Raw genomic sequence first — 17,279 nt, 5'->3', positions numbered from 1 at the left:
TCTTCACGTACTCGGCGTAGGAGTTCCAGAAGTCGGAGTCGGAACGCGGCAGGTCGATCCCGATGGCGGGCTTGTCGCCGCCGCCGCCCGAAGCGACCGAGTCGGTGCTCTCGCGGTTGCACGCGGTGGCGAGGGCCAGCACCGCGAGGACGGCGGTGGCGGCTGCGGCGGTGGAGCGGGTGCGAGTGAGCTTCATGGCCGTGTTGTCTCCATTGGCAGGGCGGAGGACCGCGGGGCGTCGGTGAGGAGGTGCGTACTGGCGTGAAAGACGACAGGGGCGGCCCGGCACGGGGCAGGGGGCCCGCGCCCGAGCGCCTGCCGACCGGTGCGGCCGACGAAAAGCGCAGGTGGGAGACAGGAATCATTCCTCCGATGTATCTCGGACGCCGAGGACGTTACGACGGCGTTGCCGACGTTGACAAGACTCCGGCACCACTGATTTGCACCGTATGAGGGCCAGGCCTCTCGCCCGGTCCCGTCGTTGTCCGGCGTCCTCGGGCCTCGCTTCCGTCGGGGTTGGTCCGTCTCGGCCAGAGGGATCACCTGTGCGCAGGAAAATACATCCGAGGTATCCGTTGCCAGCGGGTTTCTCTTGCGCTTACAGTCGCGCTGTCGTCATACATCCGATGACTGGGAGAGCGCGGAACCGGCCGCCGCCTCCCTCCGTGTACCGCCTAGGGCAAGGGAACCCTGCGAGTGAAACTGCTGAGAGTCGGCGCCACCGGCGAAGAGCGCCCAGCTGTTCGCACCGACGAGGGCCGGCTGCTGGACCTGTCCTCCGTGACCTCCGACATCGACGGCGCGTTCCTCGCCTCGGACGGTATCGACCGTGCCCGCACCGCGATCGCGGCGGGAAGCCTCCCCGCACTGGACGCCGACGGACTGCGGATCGGCCCGCCCGTCGTACGCCCCGGCAAGATCGTCTGCGTCGGTCTGAACTACCGGGACCACGCCGCCGAGACGGGTGCCGCGATCCCCGAGCGGCCGGTGGTGTTCATGAAGGACCCGGGGACCGTCGTCGGACCCTACGACCAGGTGCTCGTCCCGCGTGGCTCGGTGAAGACCGACTGGGAGGTCGAACTCGCGGTCGTCATCGGCCACCGGGCCCGCTACCTGGACGGCCCGGAAGCCGCCCGGGCCGTCATCGCCGGGTACGCGATCAGCCATGACGTCTCGGAGCGCGAGTTCCAGCTGGAGTACTCCTCGCAGTGGGACCTCGGCAAGTCCTGCGAGACCTTCAACCCGCTCGGCCCGTGGCTGGTCACCGCGGACGAGGTCGGCGATCCGCAGAACCTCGGCCTGCACCTGAGCGTCAACGGCGTGAAGCGGCAGAACGGACACACCCGGGACATGATCTTCCCGGTCGACCACATCGTGGCGTACCTGAGCCAGTACATGGTCCTGGAGCCGGGAGACGTGATCAACACCGGTACGCCCGCGGGCGTGGCCCTCGGTCTGCCCGGCACTCCCTACCTCCGCCCCGGCGACACCGTCGAACTCTCCGTCGACCGGCTCGGCAGCCAGGGCCAGACCTTCGTCCAAGCGTGAAAGGCACGCCCGTGACCGCCACCGCAGCCCGGATCACCGCGCTCGACACCTACGACGTCCGCTTCCCCACCTCGCGGGAACTGGACGGCTCCGACGCGATGAACCCGGATCCCGACTACTCCGCCGCCTACGTGGTACTGCGCACCGACGCCGCAGACGGTCCGGAGGGCCACGGTTTCGCCTTCACCATCGGACGCGGCAACGACGTCCAGGTCGCCGCGATCGACGCCCTGCGGCACCATGTCGTGGGACGTTCCGTCGCGGAGCTCTGCGACGACCCGGGCTCGCTCAGCCGCGACCTGATCGGCGACAGCCAACTACGCTGGCTCGGCCCCGAGAAGGGCGTGATGCACATGGCCATCGGCGCCGTGGTCAACGCCGTGTGGGACCTGGCCGCCAAGCGCGCCGGGCAGCCGTTGTGGCGGCTGCTCGCCCACGCCGACCCCGAGTGGCTCGTCTCGCAGGTCGACTTCCGCTACCTCACCGACGCGCTCACCCCCGAGGAGGCTCTCGCTCTCCTCCGCAACGGCCGTGCGGGGCTCGCCGACCGAGAGGGGACGCTGCTGGAGCGCGGCTACCCGGGCTACACCACCTCCCCGGGCTGGCTCGGCTACTCCGACGACAAGCTCACCCGGCTGGCCAAGCAGGCGGTCGAGGACGGGTTCACCCAGATCAAGCTCAAGGTCGGCGCCGACCTCGGCGACGACATCCGGCGCCTGCGCACCGCCCGTGCGGCCGTCGGTGGCGGCATCCGCATCGCCATCGACGCCAACCAGCGGTGGGGCGTGGACGAGGCGGTCGAATGGACCAACGCGCTCGCCGAGTTCAAGCCCTATTGGATCGAGGAGCCCACCAGCCCCGACGACATCCTCGGACACGCCGCCGTCCGCCGGGCGGTCGGCCCCGTCAAGGTGGCCACCGGCGAACACGTGCAGAACCGCGTCGTCTTCAAGCAGCTCCTCCAGGCCGGTGCCATCGACGTGCTGCAGATCGACGCGGCCCGGGTGGGAGGGGTGAACGAGAACCTCGCGATCCTGCTGCTCGCCGCGAAGTTCGGGGTGCCGGTGTGCCCGCACGCCGGTGGCGTGGGACTGTGCGAGCTGGTGCAGCACCTGTCGATGTTCGACTACCTCGCCCTGTCCGGCACCACCGAGGACCGGATCATCGAGTACGTCGACCACCTCCACCAGCACTTCGACGTGCCCGTGATCGTGCGCGACGGGCACTACACAGCCCCCCTCGACCCGGGCTTCTCCGCCACCATGCGCGAGGAGTCCATCGCCGCCTACCACTTCCCGGACGGAACGTTCTGGGTCGCCGACCGCGCCCGGCAGGAGAGTGACACATGACCGAACTGTCAGGACTCAGGGCCCTCGTCACCGGCGGCGCGTCGGGAATCGGGCTCGCCTCCGCACGCGCGCTGGCCGAGCGGGGCGCGACGGTGGCCGTGCTCGACCTCGAACCGTCCGGGGTGCCCGAACCGCTGTACCCCGTCAAGGCCGACGTCCGGGACGACATGTCGGTACGCCTCGCCGTGGAGGATGCGGCCACGCACCTCGGCGGTCTCGACATCCTCGTCAACAACGCCGGCATCGGAGCCATCGGCACCGTCGAGGACAACCCCGACGAAGAGTGGCACCGGGTGATGGACGTCAACGTCCTCGGCATCGTGCGCACCACCCGCGCCGCCCTGCCGCATCTGCGACGCTCGGCGCATGCGGCGATCGTCAACACGTGCTCCATCGCCGCGACCGCGGGCCTGCCTCAGCGTGCCCTGTACTGCGCCAGCAAGGGCGCCGTCCTGTCGCTGACCCTCGCCATGGCCGCCGACCACGTCCGCGAGGGCATCCGCGTCAACTGCGTCAACCCCGGGACCGCCGACACGCCATGGGTCTCCCGGCTGCTGGACGCGGCCGAAGACCCCGAGGCCGAGCGCGCGGCCCTCAACGCCCGTCAGCCCATGGGACGCCTGGTGACGGCCGACGAGGTCGCCGCCGCCATCGTCTACCTGGCCAGTCCTGCCGCGGCGTCCGTCACCGGTACGGCCCTCGCCGTCGACGGCGGCATGCAGGGCCTCAGGCTCCGCCCGGCGACCGGCTCATGAAGACGGCGACACTGGGCAGCACCGGTGTCCGGGTCACCGAGCTGTCGTTCGGGGCCGCGGGCATCGGCAACCTCTACCGCCCGATCACCGACGAGGCGGCCCACGCCGCGGTGGACGCCGCCTGGGACGCGGGCATCCGCACCTTCGACACCGCACCCCACTACGGGCTGGGTCTGTCCGAGCGCCGCCTGGGCGCGGCACTGCGTGGCCGCCCCCGGGACACCTACACCGTGTCCACCAAGGTCGGGCGTCTGCTGGAGCCGGACCCGCAGGGCGGCAAGGGCGACGACCTGGCGCACGGCTTCGCCGTGTCCGACACCCATCGGCGCACCTGGGACTTCAGCGCCGACGGGGTGCTGCGCTCCCTGGAAGCGAGCCTGGAACGCCTCGGCCTCGACCGCGTCGACGTGGCCCTGCTGCACGACCCCGACGACCACCCCGACCAGGCGCTGCGCGAGGCGTATCCGGCGTTGGAGCGGCTGCGCGCCGAAGGCGTGGTCGCAGCGATCGGCGTCGGGATGAACCAGTGCGCGCTGCCGACCCGCTTCCTGCGGGAGACCGACATCGACGTCGTTCTGCTCGCCGGCCGCTACACCCTGCTCGAACAGGAGGGCCTCGCCGAGATGCTTCCGGAGGCCGCCGCCCGCGGCAGGAGCGTCATCATCGGCGGGGTGTTCAACTCGGGGCTGCTGATCGTCCCGGAGTCCGGCGCGATGTACGACTATGCGCCCGCCCCGCAACCGGTGCTCGACCGCGCGCTACGGCTGGAGGCCGTCGCCGAACGTCACGGCGTGCCGCTGCGCAGCGCCGCCCTCCACTTCCCCTACGGCCACCCGGCGGTCGCGAGCGTCCTGACCGGGGCCCGCTCCGCCGAGGAGGTGCGAGACACCGTGGAGCAGCTGCGGCACCCGGTCCCGGCCGCTCTCTGGGACGAGCTGCGCGCCGAGGGACTGCTGGACCCTGACACCCCCGTCCCCGCCGGCACGCCGTCGGACAAGCAGCCATGAGAGTCGTTCGGCGCTCACCGGAGCCGGTGAGAGCCCCGGGCGCCGGCGCGGCACCCGGGGCGAGAGCCGGTCAGGCGACGGCTCCGGTCACCGAACCCCCGTTCTTCGTGACGCGGTACGTCACGGTGGCGCCGCTCCAGAAGTGGAAGGTGAGTGTCGCCTGCGCGTCGTCGCGCAGCGAGTTGAGGAACTTCGACGTGAGGAGGAGGCCGTTGCCCGGGTAGTCGGGAGAGAAGGCCTCGTTGAACTCCTGGTAGGGAGTCCAGTCGGTCGGGCCTGCGTTGCTGCCGTCGGCGTACTTGGCCTCCATGGTGGCCAGCTGGTCACCGCGGTACTGGGTCGGGATGGCGAGACCGCTCGTGGTGCCGGTCGCTTTGGAGAACACCGGCCTGTCGTACGTGGTCACGTGGATCTTCCATGGCAGACCTCGGGAGAACCGGACCTCGATGGTGGAGTTGATCCCGTAGGCACGATTGCCGACGAGCCGGGTCAGCGCGGTGGCCGTGAGGGTGAGCCGGCCGCCCGAGACGGTGTAGTCCCGGCCCGGGGCGAGTGGCGTGTTTCCCCACCAGAGGCTCCGGAAGGCGGTGCCGTTCGGGTTCAGCGTGAGTGTCCTGGTGGTGATCGCACTGGACTTCGCCACGAAGACGCGGTCCGAGGAGGCGGTACCGGAGCGGGTGGTCCAGCTCGACTTGATCTGGTCGACCAGGTCGGGCTCACGCCACTGCATCGTCGTGCGGTTCAGGAAGTTGAAGGCGTCCCACAGGGCCGTGGTCACTCCGGTCTTGCGCGCCTGGTGGCCGAACATCTCGAAGTACTTGAGCGCCTCGCCCTGTTCGACCCGGGCGGGGTGGTGGTGGTCGGGGTACTTGAGCAGGCCGTACTCGCCCAGGTAGACGGGGATCCCCTTGGAGACAAGGGTGTTGCCTATCCGGGTGAAGGTGTCGGTCATGTCCTTCTGCGCGGTTTCGTCGAACCGGGTGCCACCGGCGACGTTCACGCTGAAGGGGTACCAGCCGTAGTAGTGAACGGTCGCCACGAGGTTGGGGTCGTTCAGCGTCTTCATGTCGGCGGTCAAAGCGTCCAGGAAGACCTGTTCGGCGTTCGTGTGCAGAGTGGGCAGGACGAGCAGCCGAGTCGCGTTGCCGCCTCCGGACTGGCGTACCACGGCGTGGAACGCGGTGTTCAGCTCGCTGTTGTACTGGATGCCCTGGGCGTCGGTGGTGTTCTTGAACTGCGGCTCGTTGTTGCTCTCGAACAGCAGGCTCTGCGGGGCGTCTCTGAACTCGGCGGCGATCTGGGTCCAGGTGGCCTTGAAGCGGGCCAGGACGCCGTCATGTCGGGTGGGCATGTCGGCGATCCACTGCCACGAGTCGTGATGCACGTTGATCACGACGTACAGGCCGTCGGCCAGGGCCATGTCGACGACCTCCTTGACGCGGTTCATCCACGTCGCGTCGATCGTGTACGGGGCCGTGGGGGACTGGTGGTCGGTCCAGGTGACGGGAATGCGGACGCTGCGGAAGCCCTGGGCCTTGATGGTGTCGAACAGGGCCTTGGTGGCCTTCGGGTTGCCCCAGGACGTCTCGTCGGGAATGGCGTCCAGGGTGTTGCCCAGGTTCCAGCTGGGCTGCATCGCGGCCACCGTGTCCATCGGGGTGGCGGCCGGCTTCGGGAGCCGTGTCGGGAGCGAGCCCTGGTGCGCGGGTGCGGCGGTGGCCGCGGTGCCGGTCACCCCGATCATGGTGACCAGCGCCAGCAGGAGGCCGAGTAGACGGCCCGGGCCGCGACTGCGGCGGTCGGTGAGGTGGTGCGTTCCCTTCATCTCTGACCCTTCTCCGTCGGCCGGGCGGGGACTCCGCCCGTGGGGGGATGGTGCGTCGAGGTGGTCGAGGAAAGGCGGTTCGGGTGGCGCCTCGGCGCAGGATCAGGAGCCGAGGGGCTCGTAGTCGAACCAGTCGAAGTGGACCGTGCCGGCCACGGCGTACATGCCGATGACCCGACCGGTGAAACCGCCGGCCACCTCGGTCGACAGGTAGCGGCCGTCGAGGGCGCCGAGCTCGGTGAACGTGCCGTCCGGCTCCTCGACGCCGAACGTGAGGGTGTCCGGCCCGGTGCGGGGGTCCCGAGGGGGCGTGGGCGAGACGCGGAGGCCGAGGACCACGGGCCCGTCGGGCACGGACCGTGTCGCGACGACGGTGTGCAGCGGCCCCACCCGGGCGAGCACCCGCACCTCTCCGCCGGAAACCTCGATCTCGTAGTGGTGCTCCTCGTCCAGGCGGACCGCGAGGCCGCCGCGTCCCTCCGACGGGTCGACGCGGGTACGCACCGCGCACGTCAAGTGCTGCTGGCGGCGACCGGCGAACACGACGTCCGGCTCGTCCAGCGAGCCGCCGCGGGCACGCAGCGTGAGCCAGCCGGAGCGCTCTTTGGTGGTGCAGTGCTCCACCGGACGGTCCCGCACGGAGATCCACTGTGGCCGCAGCTCGCTGACGTCGAAGTCGTCACGGACGGCCTCGGCGGGTGCGGGGACGAGCGGCCAGGCCGGCGCGGGCAGTTCGGACGGCACTTCTCCGACGACCGGCCAGCCGTCCACCCACTCCACCGGCGTCAGGAACGTCTCGCGGCCCAGCACATGCCAGCCCGGTGTGCCGCCCCGCGGTCGGACGGCCAGCAGGACCATCCACCACGAGCCGTCGGGTGCCTGGACCAGGTCCGCGTGTCCGGTGTTCTGGACGGGGCGGTTGGTGCCGCGGTGGGTCAGCACGGGGTTGTGCGGGCAGGGCTCGAACGGGCCGGAGGGAGATGTCCCGCGGGCGATCGAGACGGCGTGGCCGCGCTCGGTGCCGCCCTCGGCGATGAGCAGGTACCAGTACGCGCCGATGCGGTACAGGTGCGGTGCCTCCGGGGCCGTCGCGTCGGGGCTGCCGGACCAGAGTGGGTGCGGCTCGCCCAGGGGTTCTCCCGTCGACGGGTCGATGCGCACCTGCGAGACCCCGGCGACCGTGCACCAGCAGGTGCCGTCCTCGTCCCAGGCGAGATCCGGGTCGATGCCCTTGACCCCCGGCAGCCGCACCGGTTCGGACCAGGGTCCGGCGGGGTCGGTGGCGGTGAACAGCAGGTTTCCCTCGCCCTCGGCCACGTTGGTGACGATCAGCCAGAAACGGCCGTCATGGTGGCGCAGGGTGGGGGCGTAGATGCCGCCCGACGATGCCATGTCCGCAGGCAGACGGAGCTGGCTCGGCCGGTCCAAGGCATTGCCGATCTGCGTCCAGTGCACCAGGTCACGGCTGTGGAACACGGGGATGCCGGGGAAGTACTCGAAGCTGGAGCACACGACGTAGTAGTCGTCGCCCACACGGCACACACTGGGGTCGGGATGGAAGCCGGGGATCACGGGGTTGGGCACGGCAGCGGTCGGGAGCTGATTCTCTGGCAACTCGGTCAAATCCTTGTCGTCATCGGTTCGTCGACGTGGGGTCGAGGCGGAGCAGCACCGCGGACGGTGCTGCGGTTCGACTCGTGGCTCATGAGCGGCCCTTCTTCCCCGCAGCGTCGAAGCGCTTCACCTGGCGGCGAACGCTAATGACATGCTTCTGGCGGCACAAGAGGGCGGCACCTGAAGAACTTTCACTCTTCATCTGCATTGACAGCGCGCGCAGCCGGTGGCAGCGTCGAAGCGCTTCAACAATCCGACCTGCTTTCAAGGGCCCGCGGTCCGCACCGGCACGGAGGCACTGCCCGGTGTGTCCTGGCTCGGCGAAGCGACCGTCTTTTCCGGGAAGGGCTGCTCGGAAGACCCGGAACACACCGAACGGCTCGGCACGGCCCTCGGTGTGGAACTGGACGAGAGCCTCGGTGACCACCGGGTTGCACAGCTGCCACCCTTGGATTCGGCCTCGGCCGCTCCCCGGTCGCGGTGGCGGTCCATGCGCCGAAGCCGGGTCGGCCGCCGCGGGGCGGGCGTCCGACTCGTCGGAGCCGAACACCCGCCCCGTGTTCACTGCGCCCCGTACACCGGTTCCGGAGTCGCCGCCTCCGCGAGGAGTTTCAGTGCGGCCTCCCCGGCCTCGGACGGGGACCAACGGGCGCCCTTGTCCGCCGTGGGGCCGGGGCGCCACCCCTCCATGACCGTGATGCGCCCGCCCGCCGCCTCGAAGACCCGCCCCGTCACACCGGCGGAAGCCGCGGAGCCGAGCCACACGACGAGCGGGGACACGTTCTCCGGGGCCATGGTGTCGAAACCGCTGTCGGGGGCCGCCATGGTCTCGGCGAACGTCACCTCCGTCATCCGCGTGCGGGCCACGGGGGCGATGGCGTTGACCAGGACGCCGTAGCGGCCCATCTCGGCGGCGGCGACCAGGGTCAGTCCGACGATCCCGGCCTTGGCCGCGGAGTAGTTGCCCTGGCCGACGCTGCCCGACAGCCCCGCCCCACTACTGGTGTTGACGACCCGGGCCGCCGGGACACGGCCCGCCTTGGCCTCCGCGCGCCAGTGGGACGCCGCGTGCTTCAGCGGCAGGAAGTGCCCCTTGAGGTGGACGCGCATGACGGCGTCCCAGTCGTCCTCGTCGAGGTTCACGAGCATGCGGTCGCGCAGGAATCCGGCGTTGTTGACCAGGGTGTCGAGGCGGCCGTAGGTCTCAACGGCGGTGCGGATCAACGAGGCCGCGCCCTCCGTCGTGGCGATGTCCCCGCCGTGGGCGACCGCCTGCCCGCCGCGGGCGACGATCTCGTCGACGACGAGTTGGGCGGGTCCCGCCTCGGTACCGGTCCCGTCGAGGCCGGCACCGAGGTCGTTCACGATGACCTTCGCGCCCTCGGCGGCGAGCGCGAGGGCGTGCGCCCGGCCGAGTCCGCGCCCCGCCCCGGTGACGATCGCGACACGTTCGCTGCACAGTCCGGACATGCTCTGGGTCCCTTCACCGAGAGGTCTGAGAGGTCTGAGAGGTCAGGGAATGGGGGGCTCGGCGGGTCAGTTGCCGGCGGTGGCGGCGTCGAGGAAGGCCGGGCGTTCGCCGCCGCCGTGGACGAGCAGACTCGCACCGCTGATGTACGCGGCACGCTCGGAGGCGAGGAATACACAGGCGTCGCCCACCTCCGCCGGTTCGGCGAGGCGGCCGAGCGGCACGGTGCGGCCGACGGCCGCGACGCCGTCCTCGTCGCCGTAGTGCACATGCGACAGCTCGGTGCGCACCATGCCGAGGACCAGGGTGTTGACCCTGACTCGCGGGGCCCACTCCACGGCCATGCTGCGGGCCAGCTGTTCCAACCCCGCCTTGGCCGCGCCGTAGGCCGCCGAGCCCGGCGACGGACGGCTGCCGCTGACACTGCCGATCATGACGATCGACCCGCCGCCGGGCCGGGCGCGCATCTGCTCATAGGCGGCGAGGGAGGCGGTCAGCGGAGCGAGCAGATTCAACTCGACGACCCGCGAGTGCCGTTCGGCGCCGCCCTCCTCGAGCATCCGGTGCGGCGTGCCCCCGGCGTTGTTGACGAGGACGTCCAGCCCGCCGTACTCGCCCCTCACGTGAGTGAAGAAGGCACCGACGGCGGCCGCGTCACGCAGATCGACCGGGAGGAACCGGGCGGTGCGCCCGGCCGCTTCGACAGGCCGGTCCGCGGGGCGCCGGGCGCAGGTCACCACCTCGGCCCCGGCCTCCAGCAGGGCCCGGGTGATGCCCGCGCCCACGCCCCTCGTTCCGCCGGTGACGACCGCCACCCGTCCGCTCAGATCGGTGATCGTTGCCATGGGGGACCTCCCGCGAGGCGTACTCCGCTGCTACCTTCACACCTAACAAACGTTTGGTGGAAAGGTAGCTGATCCGCCCATGGGTGTCTCCACCGCACGTCCCGAAGAGGGCATCACCGTCATCACCGTGGACTTCCCACCGGTCAACGCCGTCCCCGTCCAGGGCTGGTACGACCTGGCCGCCGCGGTGCGCGCGGCCGGTTCCGATCCCGGCGTGCGCTGCGTCGTCCTGACCGCGACGGGGCGCGGGTTCAACGCCGGCGCCGACATCAAGGAGATGCAGCGCACCGAGGGGTACACGGCGCTCGTCGGCACCAACCGCGGCTGCTACGAGGCGTTCGCAGCGGTCTACGACTGCGAGGTCCCCGTGGTCGCCGCTGTGCAGGGCTTCTGCGTGGGCGGCGGTATCGGCCTGGTCGGCAACGCCGACTCGATCGTGGCGAGCGACGATGCGACCTTCGGCCTGCCCGAGCTGGACCGGGGCGCGCTCGGCGCGGCCACCCACCTGGCCCGGCTGGTCCCTCAGCACCTGATGCGGACGCTCTACTACACCTCGCGCACCCTGACAGCCGAGGAACTCCACCGCCACGGCTCGGTATGGCGGGTCGTCCCGCGCGAGCGGCTGCACGCCGCGGCCATGGAGCTGGCCAGGGAGATCGCAGCCAAGGACGGGCTGCTCATCCGCTTGGCGAAGGCCGCGATCAACGGCATCGACCCGGTGGACGTCCGCCGCAGCTACCGCTTCGAGCAGGGCTTCACATTCGAGGCCAACCTCAGTGGCGTCTCGGACCGGTACCGAGAGGCGTTCGTGTCGGCCAAGTCGTCGGAGAGGGGTTCGTGTTGAGTGACAAGACGATGACCGCCGAGCAGGTGGTCGGCCGGCTCCGTTCCGGCATGACCATGGGCATCGGCGGCTGGGGATCGCGCCGCAAGCCGATGGCCTTGATCCGCGCACTGCTGCGCTCCGACATCACCGACCTGACCGTGGTGTCCTGCGGCGGTCCCGACGTCGGCCTGCTCGCCGCGGCGGGACGGATCCGTACCCTCGTGGCCCCCTTCGTCACACTGGACTCCGTCCCCCTGGAGCCGCACTTCACCGCGGCCCGGCAACGAGGTGCGTTCGGCCTGGTGGAGCTGGACGAGGCGATGTTCATGTGGGGCCTGACCGCCGCCGCGCAGCGACTGCCCTTCCTGCCGGTCCGGGCCGGTCTCGGCTCCGACGTGATGAAGGTCAACCCGCACCTGCGCACGGTGGTCTCGCCCTATGCGGACGGCGAGGAGTTCGTCGCGGTCCCGGCGTTGCGCCTGGACGCCGCGCTGGTGCACCTCAACCGGGCGGACGCACAGGGCAACGCCCAGTACCTGGGGCCCGACCCGTACTTCGACGACCTGTTCTGCCAGGCAGCCGACGCCGCGTACATCTCCTGCGAGCAGCTCGTCGACACCGCCGACCTGCTCAAGGACGCGGCCCCGCAGACGCTGCTCGTCAAGCGCGCGTTCGTGACCGGGGTCGTCCAGACGCCCAACGGTGCGCACTTCACCTCCTGCGCCCCCGACTACGACCGCGACGAGGCCTTCCAGCACGCCTACGCCACTGCCGCCCGCGACCCGGAGGCCTGGCAGGCGTTCACGGATCGCCATCTGTCCGCGGACGAAGAGACGTACCAGGCCGTGGTCGCGGCATTCCACGAGGAGCGGGCGTGAGCAGTTCTACGACGACCGAGCCGACGCGCGCCGAGTACTGCGTGGTGGCATGTGCGGAGGCCTGGCGCCACGCCGGGGAGGTCCTGGCGAGCCCCATGGGCACCGTCCCCACCATCGGCGCCCGGCTGGCGAAGCTGACGTTCGCGCCCGACCTGCTGCTCACCGACGGCGAGGCACTGCTGATCGGCGACGTCCCGGCGCTCGGTGCCCCGGCCCAGGTGGTGGAGGGCTGGCTGCCCTACCGCCAGCACCTGGCCCTCGTGGCCACGGGGCGGCGGCACGTGATGATGGGGGCCGGCCAGATCGACCGCCACGGCAATCAGAACATCTCGTGTGTCGGCGACTGGTCCCGTCCCGCCCGGCAACTCCTGGGCGTCCGGGGCGCGCCCATCAACACCCTTAACAATCCGACCAGTTACTGGGTGCCCAAACACTCCCCGCGCGTCTTCGTGGAGCAGGTCGACATGGTGTGCGGAGTCGGCTACGACCGTGCGGCCGAGGCCGGACCGTCGGCCACCCGCTTCCACCACGTCCCGGAGGTGGTCAGCAACCTGGGCGTCTTCGACTTCGCGACCCCGGACCACTCGATGCGGCTGCGCTCGCTGCACCCGGGGGTCACGGTCGAACAGGTCCTCACGGCCACCGGCTTCGACCTCACCGTCCCGTTCGAGGTGCCGTACACCCGCGAGCCCACCGCCGAGGAGCTGCGCCTCGTCCGGGAGGTCATCGACCCGAAGGGCGTCCGCGACCGCGAGGTGCCCGCATGAGCGACACCGCGATCGCCACGGCCCTCACCGAACTCGTCGGAGTGCGCACACCCATCGTCCAGACCGGCATGGGGTGGGTGGCCGGCCCCCGCCTGGTCTCCGCCGCCGCCGACGCGGGAGCCCTGGGCATCCTCGCTTCCGCCACCATGACCCCGGAACAGCTCCGCTCGGCCGTGCGCGAGGTCAGGTCCCGCACCGACGCGCCCTTCGGAGTCAACCTGCGGGCCGACGCCTCGGACGCGGGGGAGAGGGTGCGGATCATCCTCGACGAGGGTGTGAGGGTCGCCTCGTTCGCGCTGGCGCCCCGGCCGGAACTGATCGCCCGTCTGAAGGACGCGGGGGTGGTCGTCATCCCCTCCGTGGGCGCCCGGCGGCATGCCGAGAAGGTCGCGGCCTGGGGCGCCGACGCGGTACTCGTGCAGGGCGGCGAGGGCGGCGGCCACACCGGCAGCGTCGCCACCACCGTGCTGCTGCCGCAGGTCGTGGACGCCGTGGACATCCCCGTGATCGCCGCCGGCGGCTTCCGGGACGGACGCGGACTGGTCGCGGCCCTGGCCTACGGTGCCGCCGGCGTGGCCATGGGCACCCGCTTCCTGCTCACCTCCGACAGCACCGTCCCCGACGCGGTCAAGGCCCGCTACCTCGCCGCGGGCGTCCAGGACGTCACCGTCACCACCAAGGTCGACGGCCTGCCCCACCGGATGCTGCGCACCGACCTGGTGGACGCGCTGGAGCGCTCCGGCCCTGCGGCCTCCCTGCTGCGCGCCCTGCGGCACGCCTCCGCCTTCAAACGGGACTCCGGCATGAGCTGGGCCGGCTTGGTGCGCGACGGCCTGGCCATGAAACAGGGCAGGCAACTGACCTGGAGTCAGGTCCTCCTGGCCGCCAACACCCCGATGCTCCTCAAGGCCGCGATGGTCGACGGCCGCACCGATCTCGGCGTGATGGCCTGCGGTCAGGTCGGCGGGCTGATCGACGACCTGCCGTCCTGCGCCGAACTCGTCGACCGGATCATGGCGGAGGCACACGCCACGCTCGGGAGGCTGCCGGCCGTCGTGTGAGGGAGGGAGGCAACGACCATACGACCGGAGGCGGTTCGCGCTGCTCCACCGGCGGCCTCATCCCACCGGCCCACCCGCCAGTACCCGGGCTCGGCATGCGACCGGCGAACCCCAGGCGGTGCGCAGGGGACGGGCTTTGCGGATCCACAGGGACAGGTCCGGTTCCTCGGTGTAGCCGACAGCGCCGTGGAGTTGCAGGGCCGTACGCGCCGCCCCGTACGCCGCCTCGCAGGCCGACACCTTTGCCGCGGCGACCTCCCGGCCCGCTGCCGGATCATCCGCCGCCAGGGCCAGGGCGGCGGCGTGGACCAGAGGCTGGGCGAACTCAAGGGCGATGAGGGTGTCGGCCAGGCGGTGCTTGACCGCCTGGAACGAGCCGACGGTCACCCCGAACTGCGTGCGCTGCCGCACGTACCCCACCGTGCGTTCCAGCAGCGACCTTCCCAGCCCGAGGGCCTGTGCTGCGGTGACCAGCGCCGCGACATCGGCGGCGTACGCGGTGGCCGCCGTGACCGCGGGCCCCCGCGCGAGCACGGGTCCGCCCAGCGGTCGGGCCAGCCGCCGCGCCGGGTCGGCCGACGACTGCACCGGACCGTGCGAGGCCGCGAGCCGTACGGTGTCGCCGTCCACGACGAACACAGCGTCGGCGGCGTCGGCGTCCAGCGCGTACGGGCTGCCCCCGGGTGACAGGACGCACAGGGACGCCACGGCTTTGCCGGACGCGAACTGCGGGAGCCAGGCATGCGCCGCGTCGCCCCCGAGCCGCCCCAGCAGGGCACCGGCGGCGACCGTCTCCACCAGCGGACCGGGCACGGCATGACGGCCCAGCTCGCCGAAGGCGACAGCCAGTTCGACGGGCAGCGGTCCCAGACCCTCGTGCTCCTGCGGAACGGCGAGGGCGAAGACGCCGGCCTCCGCCAGCCTCGCCCACACGGCGCGTCCGGGTCCGTGGTCGCCGGCCGCCCAGGACCGTACGACACCGGGTGTGCCGGCGGATCCCAGCATGCGGTCCAGCGTGCGGGCGAACTCCCGCTGCTCGTCGTCGAGGAGGAACCGCATCACCGCATCACCGGCGTCCCTTCGGCAGGCCGAGCAGCCGCTCGGCGATGATGTCGCGCTGGATCTCGTTGGTGCCGGCGTAGATCGGCCCGGCCAGGGAGAAGGTGTACCCCTCGGCCCAACTGCCGTGTGACGGCGCTTCCGTGGACTCGCCGGACAACTCGCCGCAGGGGCCGAGCAGATCGAGGGCGGTCTCGTGCAGGGCGATGTCCAGCTCGGACCAGAAAACCTTGTTGAGGCTGGCCTCGGCGCCGATCGATCCACCGGCGGCGATGCGTGAGGCGTGGGCGTAGGTGAACAACTGGTAGGCACGCGCGCCGATGACCGCGTCGGCGACCCGGTCGCGCAGCGCGGGGGCGTCGGAGCCGCAGCCGGAGTCGGAGCCGGAGCCGGAGCCGGCGGCGAAGGCGGGACTGGAGCCGGAGTCGGAGTCCAAGTCGCGGTCGGAGTCGAAGGCGGGACTTGAGCCGGCGTCGCGGCCGGGGCCGGAGTCGGGGCCGTGTGGGCGCTCGGCGGTGGAGCGCCACAGCGCGGTCAGCCGGTCGGCCGCGGCGGTGAACCGCCCCGGGCTGCGCAGGGTCAGCCCTCGCTCGTTGCCGCTGGTGCTCATCGCGACCCGCCAGCCCTGCCCCGGCTCCCCGATGACGTCCTCGTCCGGCACGAAGACGTCGTCGAGGAACAGTTCGGCGAAGGCGGGCTTGCCGTCCAGCCGCCCGATGGGCCGTACGGTCACCCCGTGCGCGTCCAGCGGGAACATCAGGTACGTCAGACCCCGGTGCGGCCGGTCCGCGTCCGGGTCGCTGCGGAACAGTCCGAACGCGCGGTCGGCGAAGGCCGCCCGGGACGACCACGTCTTCCGGCCGCTGATGCGCCAGCCCCCCTCGGTCCGCACCGCGGTGGACCGCAGCGAGGCGAGATCAGAACCCGCCTCCGGCTCGGACCAGGCCTGCGCCCAGATCACCTCACCGCTCGCCATGGACGGCAGGACCCGCGCACGCTGCTCGTCGGTGCCGTGCTCGAACAGCGTGGGGGCCAGGAGGTTGATGCCGTTCTGGGAGACCCGGCCGGGCGCGCCGGCCCGGTAGTACTCCTCCTCGAAGATCAGCCACTCCAGCAGGGAGGAACCCCGGCCGCCGAACTGCCCGGGCCAGGAGACCACCGACCAGCGGTCGGCGAACAGCGTGCCCTCCCACTCCCGGTGGGCGGCGAACCCCTCGGCGGTCTCCAGTGACGGCAGCGGGACGGACGGCACACGGGCGGCGAGCCAGTCCCGCGCCTCTGCCCGGAAGGCGTCCTCGGCGGCGGTGAAGTCGAGATCCATCAGCGGCGCGCCTCCTTCATCGCGCGCACGTCCATCCCGCCGAGCGCGTCGTCGCCGGTCTCGGCGTTGTGGGCGTGGGCGAGATGGTGCAGCCCGAAGACCGAGTCCAGCCCCGCGTGCAGGCCCTGGAGATCCTCGGCCTGGTTGACGGCACGCTTCGTCAGTGCCAGCCCCATCCGGGGCATCGCCGCGATCCGCTCCGCCAGCTCCAGGGTTCGCTGCGTGAGCTCCTCGCGGGGCACGACCCGGTTGACCATGCCGACCTCGTAGGCGCGCCGCGCGCTCATCCGGTCGCCGGTGTAGAGGAACTCCTTGGCGATCCGCGGCGGCATCACCCATGGGTGGGCGAAGTATTCGACTCCCGGGATCCCCATGCGCACCACCGGGTCGGCGAAGAAGGCGTCCTCCGAGGCGACGATCAGATCGCACACCCATGCCAGCATCAGCCCGCCCGCCACGCACGCGCCCTGCACCGAGGCGATGACCGGCTTGGGCAGTTCGCGCCAGCGCCGGCACATGCCCAGGTACACCTCGGACTCGCGGGCGAAGCGGCTCTCGGCCCCCGCCTTCTGCGAGTGGTCCCACCAGAGTCCCGCCTTGCGGTCGAACGGCAGGTGCGCGTCCCGCTCAGGGGTGCCGATGTCGTGTCCGGCGGAGAAGTGCTTCCCCGCTCCGGCGAGGACCACGACCTTCACCCCGTCGTCGTCCGCCGCGCGGTAGAAGGCCCGGTCCAGCGCGTAGGTCATCGCGGAGTTCTGGGCGTTGCGGTACTCGGGCCTGTCCATCGTCACCAGGGCGACGGCGCCGCGGCGCTCGTAGCGGACCGGGTCCGGGGGCGCGGTGCGGGCAGTGGACATCGCCTCCTCCTTCCCTAACAAGTGTTTGGTAGGTTAACGTACGGGGCATCGGCCGTCGAGAGTCGCCCCAGCGCCACAGCCGAGGAGACGGACGTCGGC

At 71.3% G+C, this 17,279-nt stretch carries 15 protein-coding genes and 1 pseudogene; 8 read left to right on the top strand and 8 right to left on the bottom strand.

What is annotated here, in order from left to right; translation table 11 throughout:
• Window positions 1-196 (bottom strand): annotated as a pseudogene (locus ACZ7EG_RS38545) (sugar ABC transporter substrate-binding protein); the annotation flags it as partial.
• A gap of 500 nt (window positions 197-696) precedes the next feature.
• Between ACZ7EG_RS38545 and ACZ7EG_RS38540 the strand changes: the two are divergent.
• From ACZ7EG_RS38540 to ACZ7EG_RS38525, 4 genes are read left to right on the top strand one after another with little or no spacing between them, the layout of a single operon-like run.
• Window positions 697-1,548: a fumarylacetoacetate hydrolase family protein gene (locus ACZ7EG_RS38540; RefSeq protein ID WP_471089269.1), complete on the top strand. Its 852-nt coding sequence runs from the start codon at window positions 697-699 to the stop codon at window positions 1,546-1,548.
• Window positions 1,549-1,559: 11 nt separating this feature from the next.
• Complete coding sequence (locus tag ACZ7EG_RS38535; RefSeq protein ID WP_471089267.1) at window positions 1,560-2,897, top strand: L-fuconate dehydratase; 1,338 nt, start codon at window positions 1,560-1,562, stop codon at window positions 2,895-2,897.
• Window positions 2,894-3,652 carry an SDR family NAD(P)-dependent oxidoreductase gene (locus tag ACZ7EG_RS38530; RefSeq protein ID WP_471089265.1) on the top strand — a complete coding sequence of 253 codons (759 nt, stop codon included), beginning with the start codon at window positions 2,894-2,896 and terminating at the stop codon, window positions 3,650-3,652. Before ACZ7EG_RS38535 ends, ACZ7EG_RS38530 begins: the two co-directional genes overlap by 4 nt.
• Complete coding sequence (locus ACZ7EG_RS38525; RefSeq protein WP_471089263.1) at window positions 3,649-4,659, top strand: aldo/keto reductase; 1,011 nt, start codon at window positions 3,649-3,651, stop codon at window positions 4,657-4,659. The genes ACZ7EG_RS38530 and ACZ7EG_RS38525 overlap by 4 nt, the downstream gene beginning before the upstream one ends.
• 70 nt (window positions 4,660-4,729) lie before the next feature.
• On the opposite strand, the gene ACZ7EG_RS38520 is transcribed toward ACZ7EG_RS38525, so the two are convergent.
• From ACZ7EG_RS38520 to ACZ7EG_RS38505, 4 genes are all read right to left on the bottom strand, one after another.
• On the bottom strand, window positions 4,730-6,484 hold the full coding sequence (locus tag ACZ7EG_RS38520) for a cellulase family glycosylhydrolase (RefSeq protein WP_471089261.1): 1,755 nt from the start codon (window positions 6,482-6,484) through the stop codon (window positions 4,730-4,732).
• A 102-nt stretch (window positions 6,485-6,586) separates the two neighbouring features.
• A complete protein-coding gene (locus ACZ7EG_RS38515) occupies window positions 6,587-8,098 on the bottom strand; it encodes a glycoside hydrolase family 43 protein (protein WP_471089259.1) in 1,512 nt (503 codons plus the stop codon).
• Window positions 8,099-8,659: 561 nt separating this feature from the next.
• On the bottom strand, window positions 8,660-9,568 hold the full coding sequence (locus ACZ7EG_RS38510; protein ID WP_471089257.1) for an SDR family oxidoreductase: 909 nt from the start codon (window positions 9,566-9,568) through the stop codon (window positions 8,660-8,662).
• Window positions 9,569-9,634: 66 nt separating this feature from the next.
• The gene (locus ACZ7EG_RS38505) at window positions 9,635-10,411 is read right to left on the bottom strand and encodes an SDR family oxidoreductase (RefSeq protein ID WP_471089255.1); all 777 of its coding nucleotides are present in this window, start codon (window positions 10,409-10,411) and stop codon (window positions 9,635-9,637) included.
• A 79-nt stretch (window positions 10,412-10,490) separates the two neighbouring features.
• On the opposite strand from ACZ7EG_RS38505, the gene ACZ7EG_RS38500 reads away from it, so the two are divergent.
• From ACZ7EG_RS38500 to ACZ7EG_RS38485, 4 genes are read left to right on the top strand one after another with little or no spacing between them, the layout of a single operon-like run.
• Window positions 10,491-11,255 (top strand): enoyl-CoA hydratase family protein, encoded by a 765-nt coding sequence (locus tag ACZ7EG_RS38500; RefSeq protein ID WP_471089253.1) that lies wholly within the window; start codon window positions 10,491-10,493, stop codon window positions 11,253-11,255.
• On the top strand, window positions 11,252-12,115 hold the full coding sequence (locus ACZ7EG_RS38495; protein ID WP_471089251.1) for a CoA transferase subunit A: 864 nt from the start codon (window positions 11,252-11,254) through the stop codon (window positions 12,113-12,115). The genes ACZ7EG_RS38500 and ACZ7EG_RS38495 overlap by 4 nt, the downstream gene beginning before the upstream one ends.
• Complete coding sequence (locus ACZ7EG_RS38490; protein WP_471089249.1) at window positions 12,112-12,882, top strand: CoA-transferase subunit beta; 771 nt, start codon at window positions 12,112-12,114, stop codon at window positions 12,880-12,882. The genes ACZ7EG_RS38495 and ACZ7EG_RS38490 overlap by 4 nt, the downstream gene beginning before the upstream one ends.
• Window positions 12,879-13,943 (top strand): NAD(P)H-dependent flavin oxidoreductase, encoded by a 1,065-nt coding sequence (locus ACZ7EG_RS38485; protein WP_471089247.1) that lies wholly within the window; start codon window positions 12,879-12,881, stop codon window positions 13,941-13,943. The genes ACZ7EG_RS38490 and ACZ7EG_RS38485 overlap by 4 nt, the downstream gene beginning before the upstream one ends.
• Before the next feature lie 57 nt (window positions 13,944-14,000).
• Here the strand turns inward: ACZ7EG_RS38485 and ACZ7EG_RS38480 are convergent, their stop codons facing one another.
• Genes ACZ7EG_RS38480 through ACZ7EG_RS38470 form a run of 3 tightly spaced genes read right to left on the bottom strand, consistent with a single transcriptional unit; the run spans window position 14,001 to window position 17,180 of the window.
• Window positions 14,001-15,002: an acyl-CoA dehydrogenase family protein gene (locus ACZ7EG_RS38480; protein WP_471089275.1), complete on the bottom strand. Its 1,002-nt coding sequence runs from the start codon at window positions 15,000-15,002 to the stop codon at window positions 14,001-14,003.
• Window positions 15,003-15,009: 7 nt separating this feature from the next.
• On the bottom strand, window positions 15,010-16,323 hold the full coding sequence (locus ACZ7EG_RS38475; RefSeq protein ID WP_471089245.1) for an acyl-CoA dehydrogenase family protein: 1,314 nt from the start codon (window positions 16,321-16,323) through the stop codon (window positions 15,010-15,012).
• Window positions 16,323-17,180 (bottom strand): enoyl-CoA hydratase, encoded by an 858-nt coding sequence (locus tag ACZ7EG_RS38470; protein WP_471089243.1) that lies wholly within the window; start codon window positions 17,178-17,180, stop codon window positions 16,323-16,325. Before ACZ7EG_RS38470 ends, ACZ7EG_RS38475 begins: the two co-directional genes overlap by 1 nt.
• Window positions 17,181-17,279 lie beyond the last annotated feature (99 nt).

The sequence above is a fragment of the Streptomyces sp. NPDC037100 genome, from assembly GCF_055606225.1.
Note: the sequence above shows the minus strand (reverse complement) of the source record. Positions and strands in the feature narration are given on the sequence as shown.

Bases quoted from the DNA above. Each gene is read 5' to 3' on its own strand.
- ACZ7EG_RS38530 (WP_471089265.1), top strand. From the start codon at position 2,894: ATGACCGAACTGTCAGGACTCAGGGCCCTCGTCACCGGCGGCGCGTCG.
- ACZ7EG_RS38525 (WP_471089263.1), top strand. From the start codon at position 3,649: ATGAAGACGGCGACACTGGGCAGCACCGGTGTCCGGGTCACCGAGCTG.
- ACZ7EG_RS38520 (WP_471089261.1), bottom strand. From the start codon at position 6,484: ATGAAGGGAACGCACCACCTCACCGACCGCCGCAGTCGCGGCCCGGGC.
- ACZ7EG_RS38510 (WP_471089257.1), bottom strand. From the start codon at position 9,568: ATGTCCGGACTGTGCAGCGAACGTGTCGCGATCGTCACCGGGGCGGGG.
- ACZ7EG_RS38505 (WP_471089255.1), bottom strand. From the start codon at position 10,411: ATGGCAACGATCACCGATCTGAGCGGACGGGTGGCGGTCGTCACCGGC.
- ACZ7EG_RS38500 (WP_471089253.1), top strand. From the start codon at position 10,491: ATGGGTGTCTCCACCGCACGTCCCGAAGAGGGCATCACCGTCATCACC.
- ACZ7EG_RS38485 (WP_471089247.1), top strand. From the start codon at position 12,879: ATGAGCGACACCGCGATCGCCACGGCCCTCACCGAACTCGTCGGAGTG.
- ACZ7EG_RS38480 (WP_471089275.1), bottom strand. From the start codon at position 15,002: ATGCGGTTCCTCCTCGACGACGAGCAGCGGGAGTTCGCCCGCACGCTG.
- ACZ7EG_RS38475 (WP_471089245.1), bottom strand. From the start codon at position 16,323: ATGGATCTCGACTTCACCGCCGCCGAGGACGCCTTCCGGGCAGAGGCG.
- ACZ7EG_RS38470 (WP_471089243.1), bottom strand. From the start codon at position 17,180: ATGTCCACTGCCCGCACCGCGCCCCCGGACCCGGTCCGCTACGAGCGC.